15 protein-coding genes are annotated in these 15,830 nt (G+C 64.5%); 6 read left to right on the forward strand and 9 right to left on the reverse strand.

Annotated features, from left to right (window positions below):
- Positions 1-10: 10 nt before the first annotated feature.
- From CCR96_RS15680 to CCR96_RS15720, 9 genes are all read right to left on the reverse strand, one after another.
- Positions 11-1,444, reverse strand: a complete 1,434-nt coding sequence (locus tag CCR96_RS15680) for a hypothetical protein (RefSeq protein ID WP_201221065.1) — start codon at positions 1,442-1,444, stop codon at positions 11-13.
- On the reverse strand, positions 1,441-2,967 hold the full coding sequence (locus CCR96_RS15685) for a complex I subunit 5 family protein (RefSeq protein WP_201221066.1): 1,527 nt from the start codon (positions 2,965-2,967) through the stop codon (positions 1,441-1,443). The genes CCR96_RS15680 and CCR96_RS15685 overlap by 4 nt, the downstream gene beginning before the upstream one ends.
- Entirely contained in the window at positions 2,964-4,457 is a 1,494-nt protein-coding gene (locus CCR96_RS15690; RefSeq protein WP_338035893.1) for a complex I subunit 5 family protein, read from the reverse strand. The genes CCR96_RS15685 and CCR96_RS15690 overlap by 4 nt, the downstream gene beginning before the upstream one ends.
- 122 nt (positions 4,458-4,579) lie before the next feature.
- Entirely contained in the window at positions 4,580-4,891 is a 312-nt protein-coding gene (locus CCR96_RS15695) for an NADH-quinone oxidoreductase subunit K (protein ID WP_201221067.1), read from the reverse strand.
- Positions 4,888-5,853, reverse strand: coding sequence for a hydrogenase subunit MbhD domain-containing protein (locus tag CCR96_RS15700; protein ID WP_201221148.1), 966 nt, complete (start codon positions 5,851-5,853; stop codon positions 4,888-4,890). The genes CCR96_RS15695 and CCR96_RS15700 overlap by 4 nt, the downstream gene beginning before the upstream one ends.
- Complete coding sequence (mnhG, locus tag CCR96_RS15705) at positions 5,850-6,146, reverse strand: monovalent cation/H(+) antiporter subunit G (RefSeq protein WP_201221068.1); 297 nt, start codon at positions 6,144-6,146, stop codon at positions 5,850-5,852. Before mnhG ends, CCR96_RS15700 begins: the two co-directional genes overlap by 4 nt.
- Positions 6,136-6,483: an MrpF/PhaF family protein gene (locus CCR96_RS15710; protein ID WP_201221069.1), complete on the reverse strand. Its 348-nt coding sequence runs from the start codon at positions 6,481-6,483 to the stop codon at positions 6,136-6,138. The genes mnhG and CCR96_RS15710 overlap by 11 nt, the downstream gene beginning before the upstream one ends.
- A 70-nt stretch (positions 6,484-6,553) precedes the next feature.
- On the reverse strand, positions 6,554-7,096 hold the full coding sequence (locus CCR96_RS15715) for a Na+/H+ antiporter subunit E (RefSeq protein WP_201221070.1): 543 nt from the start codon (positions 7,094-7,096) through the stop codon (positions 6,554-6,556).
- Between the two features lie 83 nt (positions 7,097-7,179).
- Positions 7,180-7,950: a spermidine synthase gene (locus CCR96_RS15720; RefSeq protein WP_201221071.1), complete on the reverse strand. Its 771-nt coding sequence runs from the start codon at positions 7,948-7,950 to the stop codon at positions 7,180-7,182.
- Between the two features lie 275 nt (positions 7,951-8,225).
- Between CCR96_RS15720 and phbB the strand changes: the two genes are divergently transcribed.
- The 6 genes from phbB to uvrA all read left to right on the forward strand — a co-directional run bounded on the left by phbB (position 8,226) and on the right by uvrA (position 15,822).
- Complete coding sequence (phbB, locus tag CCR96_RS15725) at positions 8,226-8,948, forward strand: acetoacetyl-CoA reductase (protein ID WP_201221072.1); 723 nt, start codon at positions 8,226-8,228, stop codon at positions 8,946-8,948.
- Positions 8,949-8,999: 51 nt separating this feature from the next.
- Positions 9,000-9,626 (forward strand): hypothetical protein, encoded by a 627-nt coding sequence (locus CCR96_RS15730; protein WP_201221073.1) that lies wholly within the window; start codon positions 9,000-9,002, stop codon positions 9,624-9,626.
- Positions 9,627-9,714: 88 nt separating this feature from the next.
- Positions 9,715-11,442, forward strand: a complete 1,728-nt coding sequence (locus CCR96_RS15735) for a proline--tRNA ligase (RefSeq protein WP_201221074.1) — start codon at positions 9,715-9,717, stop codon at positions 11,440-11,442.
- A 122-nt stretch (positions 11,443-11,564) separates the two neighbouring features.
- Entirely contained in the window at positions 11,565-12,080 is a 516-nt protein-coding gene (fabA, locus tag CCR96_RS15740) for a 3-hydroxyacyl-[acyl-carrier-protein] dehydratase FabA (RefSeq protein WP_201221075.1), read from the forward strand.
- The gene (locus CCR96_RS15745; protein WP_338035894.1) at positions 12,081-12,833 is read left to right on the forward strand and encodes a YceH family protein; all 753 of its coding nucleotides are present in this window, start codon (positions 12,081-12,083) and stop codon (positions 12,831-12,833) included.
- 130 nt (positions 12,834-12,963) lie between these two features.
- A complete protein-coding gene (gene uvrA, locus CCR96_RS15750; protein ID WP_201221076.1) occupies positions 12,964-15,822 on the forward strand; it encodes an excinuclease ABC subunit UvrA in 2,859 nt (952 codons plus the stop codon).
- Positions 15,823-15,830 lie beyond the last annotated feature (8 nt).

Below are 15,830 nucleotides of genomic sequence, written 5' to 3' on the forward strand. Positions count from 1 at the left end.
GACCAGAAGCCTAGGCTCGCGCTGGTCTTGCCAGCGCGAGCAAGGCGCTGAGGGTCGTCACGCCGATCAAGGCCAGGGCCGCCAGTGGCGCCGAGACCGGAGCGGATAATGACGCGGCCAACGGCCAGCCTGAGGGCGCGATCATCGCGCCACCAGCCATCAGCAGGGCCCACCCGGCTGCCAGCAGGCTCAGCGATAACGGCCGGCTTGGTCCAATCACCTGCAACGTCTCAGTGCCATGCCGCGCGCAGAGCAACTGGCCCATGAGTCCGCCAAAAAGGCCACAGGCGGCGATCATGAAGCCGTTTTCGCGGTCGAACGCCAACACCCCAGCCATGCCTAGTAGCGCATCGGCAAACAACAGCACCGCAAACCCGTTCAGCATCCAGTCAAGCCAGGATTGTCGCGCCCAGCGCCGCGCGCCCTGCACCAGCAGTGCCGCCAGCGCCAGCCCGGCCTGGCACAAGGCCAGCGCCATCGCCAGTGCACGCGCCTCGGTCTCGGCTACCGGCATCAGTGCGCCAAGCTCACCACCGGAAACACTCAGCAACAGCAGCCAGAATCCACTGAGGGCGCTGATCGCATAACCGAGCAAGGCCTGCTGCCCGCCTTGCAGCATACCCAAGATGACCGCCAGCCCCATGCTGGTCAGCGCCATCCAGGACAGCAGCGTTGCCGCATCACCCGACAATGCCCCCGGCGCCAGCAGCCGCAGCCAGGGCAGCAGGCCGGCAGCGAGTACGAAGCCGATCAGGATCGGGAGCAGCTCAACGGCCCTCCCCGAGAGCATCCGCGGCAGCCAGAGATGCAGGCCGAAGACCGCCGCCTTAGCGCCAAAGCCCAGCACGCTGAGCACAAGCAAGGCCAAGCTGCCGCCAATCGCGGCACTGGGTGCAACCGCCGGCGCCAGACTCAGCCCAATACCGCTCTTCACCAGCAGCAACAGCAGCTCAAACAACAGCAGATCGCTGAGCACCAACAACACCACGAAGGCACGCGCGCCAGACTGCCGAGCGGCGAGGCCATAGAGCGCATAGCCGCTGACCGTCGAGGCGAGCAGGAACACCACCAGGTTGCCCGCCACCACCAAGCCAAGGCTACCGGTCATCGCCAACAAGAACAGCAACACCGGCCCTCGGCGGCGCAGCCGTTCACCCGCGAGCCAGCCAGCGACCAGCCATAACAGCCCCAATAGCAGCAGAAACGGCCGCCCGATGGGGTCGATCATCAGGCTACTACCGAGCAGCAGCTCTGGCAGTAACAGCTCTGTCTGTGGCGCCAACAGCCCGGCCAGCAGGGCTGGTAGCATCGCCCAGGGCGCCAGCCGGCCAACGGCGCCAACCAGCCGCGGAAACGCCAGCAGGCCGGCTAAGGCCAAGGGCACCACCAGCACCAGCAACGGCGCCCACTGCCCTAGGGTCGCCAGGAGTGAGGCGACGTTCATGGCTGATAGAACTCGCGCTCGGCGATCAGCCGCGCCCATTCCAAAGGCGTAAAGGGCATCGACGCGAACAGGCCGATCAGCAGCGACAGCGCGGCGGTGACCAACGGCGGCAACAGCAGCAGCCAGGCGGTCTCCTTGTTGCCGCCGAAATCACGCTCCTCCGGCCAGGCCTCAGGCGGCTCACAGAACCAGGCGCGATGCAGGATCGGCAGGAAATAGGCGGCATTTAGCAGGCTACTGCCAGCGAGCACGAACAAGGGCCAATGCAGACCGGCCTCGAGCCCGCCCAAGCCCAGATACCATTTACTGATGAAGCCGGCCACCGGCGGCAGCCCGATCATGCCGAACACGCCGATACTGAAGGCGAGCATGGTCCAGGGCATGCGCCGGCCGACACCATTCATCTCACTGACCTTGTGGATGCCCAGGGTCTCGGCGAGGTTGCCGGCGCAGAAGAACAGCGTGATCTTCATCACCCCCTGATGCACCAGATGCACCAGACCGCCGACCGTCGCCAAGGGGCCGACGATGGCGACCCCGAGCACGATGTAGGAGACCTGGCTGACCGTGGAGAAGGCCAAGCGCCGCTTGAGGTTGTCCTGAAACAGCGCGCGCACTGAGCCATAGAGGATGGTGAACGCCGCCACCAGCGCCAGCGGCTTGGTCACCCCCAGCTCGGCCGCGACCTCGACGCCGAAGACATCATAGACGATCAGCACGATGCCAAAGGCGCCCGCCTTCACCACCGCCACCGCATGCAAAAGCGCGCTCACCGGCGCCGGCGCCACCATCGCCCGCGGCAGCCAGCTTTGCAAGGGCACCAGTGCCGCCTTGACGCCAACACCAATGATCAGCAGCACGAAGATGGCGATCAGCGACCAACGATGGCGCTCAACCAGATCAGCGACGAAGCCCTGGGTGGTGAACGTCAGCGTGCCGGCAAGCGTATACAGCCAGACGGTACCGGCCAGCAACAGCGCACCGGCAATCACCGTATGAGCGAGATAGATCTGGCCGGCGCGGCGCGCCTCCTCGGTGCCACGATGGACCACCAGCGGATAGGTGGTCAGCGTCAGCAGCTCGAAGAAGATCAGAAAGGTGAGTAGATTGCCGGCCATCGCCACGCCAACGGTGGCGGTGACACAGAGGCTGAAGAAACCGAAGAAACGACTGCGATTCGGCGAATCTTCCAGGTAGCCGATCGCATACAGCGTGGTCAGCAGCCAGAGTCCGGCCGAAAGCGACAAGAACAGCAACGACAGCGGCCGCACCCGCAACACCAGATCTAGCCCCGGCAGCAGCGGCAGGCTGGCCGCGTACTGCTGCTGATGGAACACGCCCCAGAGCATGGCGCCGACCAACAGCAACTTGACCAGGGAGCCGGCGAGATTGAGCAGCGTGCGCGTCCAGTAACGCTGCTCGGCAAGAAAAAAGATGACCAGGCCCGGTAGCAGTGAGCTGGCCAACACCAGCAGCGGCAACCAGGCATTCGGTGGCAACGCGGCATCAATGGCTGGAATCATCGCGCGGCTCCAACCTCGGCAATAGGCAGGCCGAAGGGATCGCCAACCCCGAGCAGCGGCCACAGCCAGGGCGCCGAGAAGCCGAGCAGGATGGCGCCAAAGGCCAGCAGCAAGGCACTCCATTGCATCCTCAGCGGCACCGCCTCGCCCTCTTGGGCGATCTCGGTCGGGGTGAAGGCATAACCGACCACCTTGAACACATAGCCAGCCGCCAGCACCCCGCCCAACAGCACGACGATCGCGAACCCCCAGCGGCCCTGGGTAAAGGCACTCTCGAGCAACAGCCACTTGCCGACGAAACCGCCGCTTGGCGGCAGCCCCATGATGCTGATGCCGCCCAGTACGAAGGCGGTCAGGGTCAATGGCAGCCGCTGCACCGCACGATCGAGATCGGCGATGCGATCATGGCCGGCAAATTGGAGCAGGTTGCCCGCGCTGAGGAACATCGCCGCCTTGGCCAAGCCGTGCGCCAGCGCCAGATAGAGCACCGCGCGCCAGGCGACCTCCTCGGCCTGAACGCCGGCCAATGGGAAGCCCAAAAACAAGTAGCCAATCTGAGCGACGGTCGAATAGGCGATCAGTAGCTTCAGTCGTCGTTGGCGCAAGGCCTGCACCGAGCCCCAGAGCACGGCGGCGGCGCCGAGTAGTCCAAGCAATTCCGGCAACAGCGCCGCGAGCAACCCACCGAGTCCGCTGAACAGATCCAGCCACAGGCGCAACAGCAGATAGAATGAGGCCTTGATCACCAACGCCGAGAGCAAGGCGCTCACTGGCGCTGGGGCGCTGCCGTGCGCGGGCGGCAGCCAGAAGTGAAAGGGCAACAGGGCCGTTTTCAGCAACAAGCCCGCAGCCATCACCAGCAGCGCAGTCGTGGCGACAGCACCGGCTTCGATGCGCTGGCCAAGCAGGGCGATGTCGACCGTCCCATATCCGTGATAAAGCAAGGCCACGCCGAGCAGATAGGCCGCCGAGCCGAGCAGACTCACCAGCAGATAGCGCATGGCCGCGTTCAGCCCAGTCGCACTACCGCTAAGGGCGGTCAACGCTGCCGCCGACAGCCCCAGCACCTCGAGCATCACATAGAGGTTGAACAGATCCGCCGACAGATACAGCCCGTTCAGCGCCGTCCACAGCAGCAGCCAGAGCGGCCAGAACCAGCGCTGCTGCTGCGGATGCGCGGCAAAATATCCCGGCGCATAGACACTGACGCCAAGCCCGACCAAGGCCGTCATCAGTAGCAAGGCCGCGCTCAACCCATCGGCCCAGAGATCGATGCCGAGCGGCGCTCCCCAACCGCCGACCGCCACCCGCAGCGGCCCGTCGCTGAGCAGATCCTGCACCAAGCCCAGGGTCGCGAGCAGGATCAGCAGGGCCGCCAACACTCCCAGCCAGTCGGCAGCACGAGGCACAAGAAAGCAGGCCAAGGCCGCCAGCAATGGCACGAACACCAGCGCGGTAGCCCAATCCGCACCGTTCAACAGCATGGGCATCGCACTCGTCCTCGCCCGCGAGTCGGCATCGGCGTCGGCATTCGTATCGCACTCGCTTTCATGCCTATGCTCGCCCTCGCCCTCGCCCTCGCCCTCGCCCTCGCCACAGCATCGGCAACGCGCTAGTCCTCATCGCCATGGTCCTCGAGTCGGGTCCGGCCGGTTGCCGAGCGCAGCGCCAACATCATCGCCAACGCGAGCGCGGTCGCCGCCACTGCCACCACGATCCCAGTCAACACCATCGCCTGTGGCACCGGGTCCGGCTCAGCACCAGGCGCTCGTCGCGCCAACCCGGCCAAGAGCAGAAAGATGCCGCTACTGATGACATTGAAGGCCAGCACCTTGCGCAGCAGATGCCGCTGTACCAAGAGCCCATAGAGCCCGAGCCCGATCAGCCCGAGCCCAGCCAGGGCAAACACCAGCACCGAGCTCATGGCCGCCCACCGATGAATAGGGCCGCGAGGATGGCTCCGATCGACAGCGTGGCCGCCAGCTCAATGGCCAGGATCGCCGGCTTCGCCCAGCCCGGCGGATAGCCAAGCAGCGGCTGGTCGAAGCCGATTACGGCCAGACCAATGAACGCGAACACCGCCACCCCGAGCACGAGCACCAGCCGCAGTGGCCAGCCGGTCGCGCTTAGCGACAGCCGCCAGCCGCTCAGACGCAGCAACACCCCGGCAGCGCCGAGCACCGAGCCGGCCTGAAACGCGCCACCGGGCGCATAGGCACCAACCCAGACCAGATAGGCTGCGACCAGGATCATCAGCGGCGCCAGCAGTCGACTGAGCGCGGCAAGCGCCGGCTCCGGCTCCTCGTCGCCCAGATGCGGCGCCGTCGATAACGACCAGACCCCGATCAGCGCCAGCAGCAGCACCGCCAACTCAAGCAAGGTATCGTAACCGCGAAAATTGAGCAGCACAGCGGTCACGGGATAAGCAACGCCGGATTCGTCAAGCCGCGCTTCGACCAGGTTGCTGAGTCCCGGTGCCGGCACCCACAGCTGCCAGACCGCGAAGCCGAGCCCCGCCAGGAACGCAAGCAGCAGCAAGGCGATGAAAAGTCGCAGCGCGATCGGCGCCATCACCGCGGCTTGATCCGTTTGCAACTCGGCCGTTTGCAACTCGGCCGTTTGCAACTCATCCGTTTGAGACGCGGCGGGCTGCAGTTTTGCCAAGGCTGCGAGCAGCAAGGCGCCGGTCACTCCAGCCCCAAGTGCGATCTCGGCGAGCGCGATATCGACCGCATCCAACCGCACCCAGACCAAGCCCAAAACAAGCCCGAGGGCGATGAACAGCACCACTGCACGAAACAGATCTGGGCTATTGAGCGCCCGCCAGGCCAGCCACAGCAGCGTCAGCGCCAACACCAGATCGATCGCTAGCGGCAGCAGGCTCAACCACGCCAAGGTGCGATCCCCTTGCCTTGCGCCCAGCTCGCGACCAACTGTCCGGCAGTGGCCGAGGCGGCGAGCAACAGCAGCCAGATGAACAACAGCTTGCCGGCCGCGGCCAGCGATTCCGCTTGCACCATGAGCCCCAGTACCATCAGCCCCAGGCCCAGATTATCGGCCTTGGTCAAGGCATGCAGCCGCGTGTAGACATCCGGGAAGCGCAACAGCCCCAGCGTGCCGGCCAGGAAGAAGACGGCACCGGCGACCAAAAGGGCCACCGACATCAGGCTAACGAACATGCCGATCTCCAGCTGAGTGTCTCGCCGAATCAGACGGCAAGTCTCGCAACGAGCCGTCCGTGTCTACCGGGTCTTCCGCGAACGCCATCTTCCGCACCCGGCGCGTAAAGGCCGTCACCGTGATCGCCGCTAACAGCGCTAGCACCAGCGCGACATCACGCAACGCTGGCGTTGCCGAGGCCTCGGCCATCAACAGCAGGATGGCGGTCGCGGTGGTGCCGAACAGCTGTGCTGCCAACATGCGATCAGCAGCGGTCGGCCCACGCCGAATCCGCCACAGCCCTGCCACCAGCGTGAGCAGCAGAAACAGGATCAGGGCGTAGTAGAGGGTCTGCATCGAGCCGTTCCTTAACGTGAATCTCACGCGATTCATTTTCCGGGAGTGGCGCCGCGCCATGGGCATTAGATCAAAAGCCAGCGAGGCGATAGACTGCGCCAATGCGCTGCTCCAGCCGCTCCAGGTCCTCATGCCATTGGCCACGTCGGTCGAGCACATGCACCCGCAGGTGATCCTCGCAGATCACTGACAGCGTGCCCGGCATCAAACTCACCAGGCCCGACATCAGCACCGTCGCCGGACCCGGTGGCAGACGCAGAGGATAGTCGATCAGATCGGGCTGCAGCGGTAATGGCTGTCGAAACGCACGCAGCGCCACATCAACCCCGCCCAGCAACGAATGCCAGAGGAAAAAGCCGATCAATCGCAGCAGCGCCAATGGTGCGATCGGGCTCAGTTTAGCGAAGCCTGCCCGCGTGCTGAACCGAGCCAGGGTACTGAGCACGGCCGCGGCGACAACGAAGGGCGCGCCAAATAGCGCTGCAGCCTGCTGCCCGCTGGTCAAGAGCCACCAAAGCAAAGCGAAGACGAACAGCCGCCAAGCGAGCGCCGCAGCGAATGCGCCAGCTGCAAAAAGCGTCTCACCTGTTGTCTGTTGTTGTCCTGTTGACATGCAACTCACATCAACCGGAGCGCTGTCGATCGGAGCGCTGTCGATCGGAGTTTCCACCAGACCACAGCCAGGGGCCCAAGCCGTTAGACAACATCATGATCTTCCAATCGAAAGCCCATCAGCTCGAGGATCAGACCGGTGGCGGCGCCGCCGAGCATTCCCCCGAGCGCACCCGTGGGCACCTCCCGTAAGACCTGATCGATCAGCGAGCGCTCGCTGCCAAACAGCATCGGCGTCGTCATCCCGGCCATCAGCCACACCGCCGCACCAACCACCGAGGCGATCAAACCCGCAACCAAGGGCGCTGCTAGGCTATCCGGGAGCCAGCCGTGGCAGGCCTGCACGATCCAATGTTCATTGAGCTGAAATAAGGTGCCCACGATCGCGACGACGCCAGCCGCCATCACGAAGGGCCCAACGGCAAGATCCATCGTGGTGAGTACAACGACCATCGCCAAGCCGGCCCCAAAACCAGCGAGCATTCCGGTCAGCGTCTCCGCCAGTGGGCGCGCATTTTGCCGTCCAGTCCAGGCAAAAAAGGCCCCCGCCGCAAGGCCACTACCGGCCGCGACGAGCGTGATCATGGTCAAGCTGATGGTCTGCCCTGAGATCACCAGATACGCAATTGACGCCAAGACGCCGGCTGTGGCACCGACCAAGGCCAGCGGCATCGCGCTATAGAAGGCAGCCGTGGTCATCGCGGCAGTCACGGCGCCAACCACCAACGGCTGCCAACCGCTGAGTCCGAGCAAGACCAGCACCTCATACAGGCCAATAAACAAGCCGCCGAATAGCGCACCGGCTAAGCACCATACCAACAGCGACACGGCGATCGCGAAAAAGCGGTCTCTCAAAGCAGCAACTCCTCCAAGCTTGTATCGTTATTCTCGTGCCATTCTAGCCCGACGCGACCATCGCGTCGCCGCGAAACGCTGCCGAGGTCTGCGGTACCATGTCGATGTGGGCGATTATTTCATGAGCGCACGGCAGTCAAGAGCGCGGCCGTCGCTCTGGGCGAGCTGTCTAGACGTTTCTGTCTAGACGCTTCTGTCTAGACGCTTCTGTCTAGACGCTTCTGTCTAGACGCTCGCTAAACAACAGCGCACTGAATCAGAGGAGCGACACTAAGATGACAAGAACAGCACTCGTCACCGGCGGTACCCGTGGCATCGGCGAGGCGATCTGCATCGCCCTGAAGGACGCCGGCTATCAGGTCGCGGCCAACTATGGCGGCAATGATCAGGCTGCCCAGGCCTTTACCGAGCGCACCGGTATCCCAGCCTACAAGTTCGATGTCGCCGATTTCGACGCCGTCGCCGATGGCATCAAGCGTATCGAGCAGGACGTTGGCCCCATCGATGTGCTGGTGAACAACGCCGGCATCACCCGCGACACCACCCTACACAAGATGCGCCCTGATCAATGGCAGCAGGTCATCGATACCAATCTGGGCTCCTGCTTCAACTGCGCACACGCCGTCATCGACGGCATGCGCGAGCGCAGTTTCGGGCGTATCGTCAACATCGGCTCCATCAATGGCCAGGCTGGCCAATATGGCCAGGTCAACTACGCCGCGGCCAAGTCCGGCATCCACGGATTCACCAAGGCGCTCGCCCAAGAAGGCGCTGCCAAGGGCATCACCGTCAACGCCGTCGCCCCTGGCTATGTCGATACCGATATGGTGCGCGCGGTCCCAGCCAACGTGCTCGAGAAGATCATTGCCCGCATCCCGGTCGGCCGTCTCGGCAAGCCGGAGGACATCGCACGCGCGGTGTTGTTCTTAGTCGCCGATGAGGCCAGCTTCGTCACCGGAACGACGCTCTCCGTCAACGGCGGGCAGCATATGTACTGAATGGCAAGCCGCACATTCTAGACCCTTTGGCCCGGCAACCGAGGTATCAACATGCAAGCCTGTTCGCCTGTTCGTTGCGCCACCGCGGCGTTCCTGCTCGCCGCCAGCGCGGTGCTGTCACCAATCGCCGCGCAAGCGGATGCGGTGCTGGATCAGATCGACGCTGCGCGGCGCGCCTATCAGGCCGGCGAGCCAGGGGTCGCCACCGAGGCGTTGAACGTCGCCATTGTCCAAATCCAGCAGCAGCAAACCGAGAAGCAGCTGCAATTGTTTCCGGAGCCGCTGCCGGGTTGGACCGCTGACGACGCAACTGCCGAGGCCACCGGCTTCATGGCCGCGCTGACAGGGAAGATCCTCAGTCGCACCTACCGGCAGACCGAGACCGGCGCTGAGCTGATGATGACGCTCAGTGCAAACTCCCCGTTCTTGGGCTTCATCAGCGGCCTCATGCAGACGCCGTTCTTCACCCAAGGCGCGGAAGGGCTTGGTGCCTATGTGCATCAGGGCTATCGCGGGCTCCTAGAACCGCAGGAGAATGGCTCCGCGAAGCTCTCGTTGGTGATCGGCAATAGCATCCTGCTGCAGCTCGAGGGCCGCCAAGGCACAGACGCCGAGATCCTAGAGGCGTACCTGAGCGCCATGGACCTCAAGGCCCTCGAGCAGGCCTTCGACAACTAAGGCCGTCCGAAACAGACTCAGGCAGTTGTTGTCCAACCTCCGCTGCGCCGATAGACTTCGGCGCTTTGCCCCCAGAGTCCCGCCGCCCATGCGTACCTCAGATTTCCCGCTGAACACCGTCAAGGAGACGCCGGCCGACGCCGAGATCGCCAGCCACCAGCTGATGCTGCGTGCCGGCATGATCCGTAAGCTCGCAGCCGGGCTCTATACCTGGCTACCGCTGGGCCTGCGGGTACTGCGCAAGGTCGAGCGCATCGTCCGTGAGGAGATGGACCGCGCCGGCGCGCTCGAGGTGGCGATGCCGGCGGTGCAGCCGGCCGAGCTGTGGCAAGAATCCGGCCGCTGGGCGCACTACGGCCCCGAGCTGCTGCGCCTGAAAGACCGCCATCAGCGCGAGTTCTGCTTCGGCCCGACCCACGAGGAGATCATCACCGAGCTGGCGCGCAACGAGCTGCGCAGCTACAAGCAGCTGCCGATCAATTACTATCAGATCCAGACCAAGTTCCGCGACGAGATCCGCCCTCGTTTTGGCGTCATGCGGGCGCGCGAGTTCCTGATGAAGGATGCCTACTCCTTCCACACCAATCAGGAGTCATTGGCTGATACCTATGCGCTGATGTACGAGACCTACAGCCGCATCTTCAAGCGCTGCGGGCTCGATTTCCGTGCCGTACAGGCCGATACCGGCTCGATCGGCGGCAACGCCTCGCACGAATTCCACGTCTTGGCCGACTCCGGCGAAGACGCCATCGCCTTCTCCACTGCCAGCGACTATGCCGCCAACGTCGAGCTAGCCGAAGCCTTGGCTCTAGCAGAAGCTGCTGCGGCTCCGACCGAAGCCCTGCGTCTCGTCGACACCCCCGATGCCAAGACCATCGCCGACCTGGTCGAGGGCTTTGACCAGCCGATCGAGCGCACGGTCAAGACATTAGTCGTTGCCGGCGCCAATCCCGAGACCGGCGAAGAACAAGGCCTGATCGCCTTGCTCGTGCGCGGTGATCATGAGCTGAACCCGATCAAGGCCGAGAAGCTGCCACAGGTCGCCAGCCCACTGCGCATGGCTAACGAAGAGGAGATCCGCGCTGCCATCGGTGCCGGCCCCGGCTCACTTGGCCCTAAGGATCTGCCGATCCCTTGTCTGGTCGATCGCAGCGTTGCTGTCACCGCTGACTTCAGCGCCGGCGCCAACCAAGACGGCAAGCACTGGTTCGGCCTGAATTGGGATCGCGATCTGCCGCTGCCCGAGGTCGCCGATCTGCGCAGCGTGGTCGAAGGCGACCCCAGCCCCGACGGCCAAGGCCAGCTCACCATCGCCCGCGGTATCGAGGTCGGCCACATCTTCCAGCTCGGGCGCAAGTACAGCGAGGCGATGAAGGCCGTGGTGCTCGATGAATCCGGCAAGGCCGTAACCATGACCATGGGCTGCTACGGCATCGGCGTCTCCCGCGTGGTCGCCGCCGCGATCGAGCAGCACCACGACGAGCGCGGCATCTGCTGGCCGGCTAGCATCGCACCGTTCGAGGTCGCGCTGCTGCCGATGAAGCTCGGCAAGTCGTTCCGTGTACGCGAGGCGGTCGACGATCTCTACGCGCGCCTGAAGGCCGTCGGCATCGAGGTCCTGCTCGACGATCGCGACGCCCGCCCCGGCTTCATGTTCGCCGATATGGAACTCATCGGCATTCCACACCGCGTCGTCATCGGCGATAAGCACCTTGATGACGGCAAGGTCGAGTACAAGGGCCGGCGCGATGCCGAGATGCAGCTGATCGCGCTCGACGAGATCGTGCCCTTCCTCGAGCGAATACTGGCCCGATGAGCCGCAAGCGCTCCTGTCCTCGATGACCTACCCGCGTCATCCACGGTTGATCATTGCGTGCAATCTCGCCCTATCAAGGCGCCCTATTCAGACGCCCCACTGAGACGGAATCCAAATCGATCATGAGCAGAACCGAATCCTTCGATCGCGAGCAGTTACTCGCCTGTGGCCACGGCGAGATGTTCGGGCCGGGCAACGCCCAGCTTCCCGTACCGAACATGCTGATGATGGATCGCGTGATCCGCATCGCCGACTATGGCGGTGAATACGGTAAGGGCGAGATCATCGCCGAACTCGACATCAAGCCCGAACTCTGGTTCTTCGGCTGCCATTTCCCTGGCGATCCGGTGATGCCCGGCTGTCTCGGCCTCGACGCCATGTGGCAGATCGTCGGCTTCTATCTGGCCTGGATCGGCAACCCTGGCCATGGCCGCGCGCTCGGCGTCGGCGAGGTCAAGTTCACTGGTCAGGTGCTGCCGAGTGCCGAGAAGGTCACCTACCGCGTCTGCATGAAGCGGGTGATCTCGCGCAAGCTGGTGCTTGGCATCGGCGACGGCACCATGGATGTCGACGGACGCGTCATCTACACCGCCAAGGACCTGCGCGTCGGCCTGTTCACCTCCACCGAGGGCTTCTGAGTGAGCGACGCGCCGGACTTCGACACCGAAAACGACCAACCGGAAGCGGCTGCAGCAGCGACTGAGCGGACGCCCGACGAGGCCGCTTCCCCCGAGGCGATGCTCACGCCAGTCGAGGCGCGCGTGCTCGGCTGCCTGATGGAGAAGCAGCGCACCACGCCAGATCAATATCCGCTGACGCTGAACAGCTTGGTGACAGCCTGTAACCAGAAGAGCGCCCGTGATCCGGTGATGAAGCTCACGCCCGGCGAGGTTGGTCACTGCGTCGGCCAGCTGCGCGACCGGGGTCTGGTTCACGCCGGCTTCACCGGCCGCAGCGAGCGCTTCGACCACAAGCTGACAGGGCATTTCATGCTCGACCGCCAGCAGCAGGCGCTGCTCTGTGTGCTCATGCTGCGCGGCCCGCAGACCACCGGCGAGCTGCGCACCCATTGCGCGCGGCTCGCCGATTTCGACAGCCTGGCCGTGGTCCAGACCTCGCTCGATCAGCTCGCGCATCACAACCCACCGCTGGTGCGCGAGCTGCCACGCCAGCCCGGCATGCGCGAGCAGCGCTTCGTCCATCTGCTGTGCGGCGAGCCCTCTACCGAGTCGATTGCCATCGCATCGAGCGCCCGCCAGCCTTCAAGACCAGTCGCCAACGCAGAGCAGGAAGCACTCGCCCAGCGCGTCGAGCAGCTCGAGACCGAGGTCGCCGCCTTACGCGCCGAGCTGGATGCACTCAAGGCAGAGCTGAAACGGATGAGACCTTGACTGACGACGAACGCGTCAAGATGGACAAGATCGACATCCCACCCAGGGATGAGGGCCATGTCCGGCGCTGAACTCATCGACCCTTTCAAAGGATGAATGAGATTGGTAACCACTCAGGACGGACGCTTTGATGCCGGGTGACCCATCATCGGTTGAGCAGATCCGCATCCGCGGTGCGCGCACCCATAACCTCAAGAACATCGATGTCGATCTGCCGCGCAATCGGCTGCTGGTGATCACCGGCCTGTCCGGCTCGGGCAAGTCGTCACTCGCCTTCGATACGATCTACGCCGAGGGTCAGCGCCGCTATGTCGAGTCGCTGTCGGCCTATGCGCGGCAGTTCCTGTCGATGATGGACAAGCCCGATGTCGATCACATCGAAGGCCTGTCACCGGCGATCTCAATCGAGCAGAAGACCACCTCGCACAACCCGCGCTCGACCGTCGGTACCATCACCGAGATCCACGACTATCTGCGCCTGCTGTTCGCGCGCGTGGGCATTCCGCACTGCCCAACCCATGCCGAGCCGCTGGCGGCGCAGACCATCAGCCAGATGGTCGATCAGATCCTGGCGCTACCCGCGGGCGAGCGGCTGATGCTGCTCGCGCCGGTGGTGGTCGACCGCAAAGGGGATCAGCAGTCGCTGTTCGCCGAGCTGAATGCCCAAGGCTTCGTTCGTGCCCGGGTCGATGGCCAGCTCTGTGAGCTGGACAGCCCGCCCACGCTGGACGCGAAGCGCAAGCACAGCGTCGAGGTCGTCGTCGACCGGTTCCGCGTGCGTGAGGATCTGCAGCTGCGACTGGCCGAATCGATCGAGACCGCCCTCGCCCTGTCCAAGGGTATCCTGCGAGTCGCCTGGATGGACCCAGACAAGGACGGCCATGAGCGTCCTCCGCTGACCTTTTCGGCCAATTACGCCTGCCCGCTTTGCGGCTGGAGCCTCAGCGAACTCGAGCCGCGGTTGTTCTCGTTCAATAACCCAGCCGGGGCCTGTCCGACTTGCGATGGCCTTGGCGTCGAGCAGTTCTTCGATCCGGCCAAGGTCATCTCGCACCCGGAGCTGAGCCTGGGCACGGGCGCCATCCGCGGCTGGGATCGGCGCAATGGCTATTATTTCCAGATGCTCGCCAGCGTCGCCGAGCATCTTGGCTTCGACATTGAAACGGCCTGGTGTGACCTCCCCGAACAGGCACAGCAGGTGGTCCTCTTTGGCAGCGGCAAGGAGAAGCTCAAACTGAAACTGCCGCACGAGCGCGGCAGCGGCAAGCTACGGACCTTCGAGGGTATCATCCCGAACATGGAGCGCCGCTATCGCGAGACCGACTCAGCCACGGTGCGCGAGGAGCTGGTCAAGGTCATCTCGGCGCGCCCCTGCCCAAGCTGCGCCGGTGGCCGGCTCAATGAGGCGGCCAGGCAGGTGCTGATCGACGGCCGCAACCTGCCGGCCCTCTCCAGCCTACCGGTCGGCGAATCGCTGCGCTGGTTCCAGGCGCTCGAGCTGCCCGGCGCACGCGGCGAGATCGGCGCTAAGATCACCAAGGAGATCGCCCAGCGCCTTCGCTTCCTGGTCGATGTCGGGCTCGACTACCTCACCCTCGCGCGCAGCGCCGAGACCCTCTCCGGCGGCGAGGCGCAACGCATCCGGCTCGCCAGTCAGATCGGCGCCGGGCTGGTCGGCGTCATGTACATCCTCGACGAGCCCTCGATCGGCCTGCATCAGCGCGACAACGCCCGCCTGCTTGGCACCCTGAGCCGACTGCGCGATCTCGGCAACACCGTCATCGTCGTCGAGCACGATGAGGATGCCATCCGCGGCGCCGATCATGTGCTCGATCTCGGCCCTGGCGCGGGGGTCCATGGCGGCGAGATCGTCGCCCAAGGGACAGCCGAGGCGATCGCCGCCGAGCCTGCATCGTTGACCGGCCAGTATCTCAGCGGCACCCGCCGCATCGAGATCCCCAGCGAGCGCCGCTCTGGACGCACCGATCAACCGCTCATCATCCGCGGCGCCAGTGGCAACAACCTGCACGGCATCGATGCCGAGATCCCGATCGGCACCTTCTGCGTGGTCACCGGCGTCTCCGGCTCCGGCAAGTCGACCCTGATCAACGACACCCTGTATCCGCTCGCCGCGCGCCTGCTCAACAACGCCTCATTGCGCCCGGCGCCACACCTCGGCATCGAGGGCCTGGAGCAATTCGACAAGGTGGTCGACATCGACCAGTCCGCGATCGGCCGCACCCCGCGCTCCAACCCAGCCACCTACACCGGGCTGTTCAATCTCATCCGCGACCTGTTCGCCAATGTTCCCGAGGCGCGCTCACGCGGCTATGGCCCCGGCCGTTTCAGCTTCAACGTCAAGGGCGGGCGCTGCGAGGCCTGCAAAGGCGACGGGCTGATCCGCGTTGAGATGCACTTCCTGCCCGATGTCTATGTCCAATGCGATGTCTGCGGCGGCCGACGCTACAACCGCGAGACGCTCGAGGTGCGCTATAAGGGCAAGACCATCGACGAGGTGCTCAACCTCACCGTTGAGGACGCCCTCGCCTTCTTCGGCCCGGTCCAGGTGATCCGTCGCAAGCTCAAGACCTTGGAAGACGTCGGCCTCGGCTATCTACGCCTGGGACAGGCCGCAACGACCCTCTCCGGCGGCGAGGCACAGCGGGTCAAGCTCAGCCGCGAGCTGTCCAAGCGCGGCACCGGGCGCACCCTCTACATCCTCGACGAGCCCACCACCGGCCTGCACTTCGAGGACGTCAAGCACCTATTGCAGGTGCTGCACTGGCTGCGCGATGCCGGTAACACGGTGGTGGTGATCGAGCACAACCTGGACGTGATCAAGACCGCCGACTGGATCATCGACCTCGGCCCGGAGGGTGGTGACAAGGGCGGACAGATCATCGCCACCGGCACCCCGGAGCAGATCGCCGCCTGTGAGGCGTCCTACACCGGCCAGTTCTTGCAGCCGCTGCTGGCACGGGGTTGGTAGCCAGCGGC

It is taken from the genome of Halochromatium roseum, assembly GCF_016653315.1.
GTDB lineage: Bacteria > Pseudomonadota > Gammaproteobacteria > Chromatiales > Chromatiaceae > Lamprobacter > Lamprobacter roseus.

Coding starts and splice junctions, on each gene's coding strand:
- phbB (WP_201221072.1), top strand. CDS start 8,226: ATGACAAGAACAGCACTCGTCACCGGCGGTACCCGTGGCATCGGCGAG.
- CCR96_RS15710 (WP_201221069.1), bottom strand. CDS start 6,483: ATGCAGACCCTCTACTACGCCCTGATCCTGTTTCTGCTGCTCACGCTG.
- uvrA (WP_201221076.1), top strand. CDS start 12,964: ATGCCGGGTGACCCATCATCGGTTGAGCAGATCCGCATCCGCGGTGCG.
- fabA (WP_201221075.1), top strand. CDS start 11,565: ATGAGCAGAACCGAATCCTTCGATCGCGAGCAGTTACTCGCCTGTGGC.
- CCR96_RS15715 (WP_201221070.1), bottom strand. CDS start 7,096: ATGTCAACAGGACAACAACAGACAACAGGTGAGACGCTTTTTGCAGCT.
- CCR96_RS15680 (WP_201221065.1), bottom strand. CDS start 1,444: ATGAACGTCGCCTCACTCCTGGCGACCCTAGGGCAGTGGGCGCCGTTG.
- CCR96_RS15695 (WP_201221067.1), bottom strand. CDS start 4,891: ATGAGCTCGGTGCTGGTGTTTGCCCTGGCTGGGCTCGGGCTGATCGGG.
- CCR96_RS15685 (WP_201221066.1), bottom strand. CDS start 2,967: ATGATTCCAGCCATTGATGCCGCGTTGCCACCGAATGCCTGGTTGCCG.
- mnhG (WP_201221068.1), bottom strand. CDS start 6,146: ATGTTCGTTAGCCTGATGTCGGTGGCCCTTTTGGTCGCCGGTGCCGTC.
- CCR96_RS15735 (WP_201221074.1), top strand. CDS start 9,715: ATGCGTACCTCAGATTTCCCGCTGAACACCGTCAAGGAGACGCCGGCC.
- CCR96_RS15730 (WP_201221073.1), top strand. CDS start 9,000: ATGCAAGCCTGTTCGCCTGTTCGTTGCGCCACCGCGGCGTTCCTGCTC.
- CCR96_RS15690 (WP_338035893.1), bottom strand. CDS start 4,457: ATGCCCATGCTGTTGAACGGTGCGGATTGGGCTACCGCGCTGGTGTTC.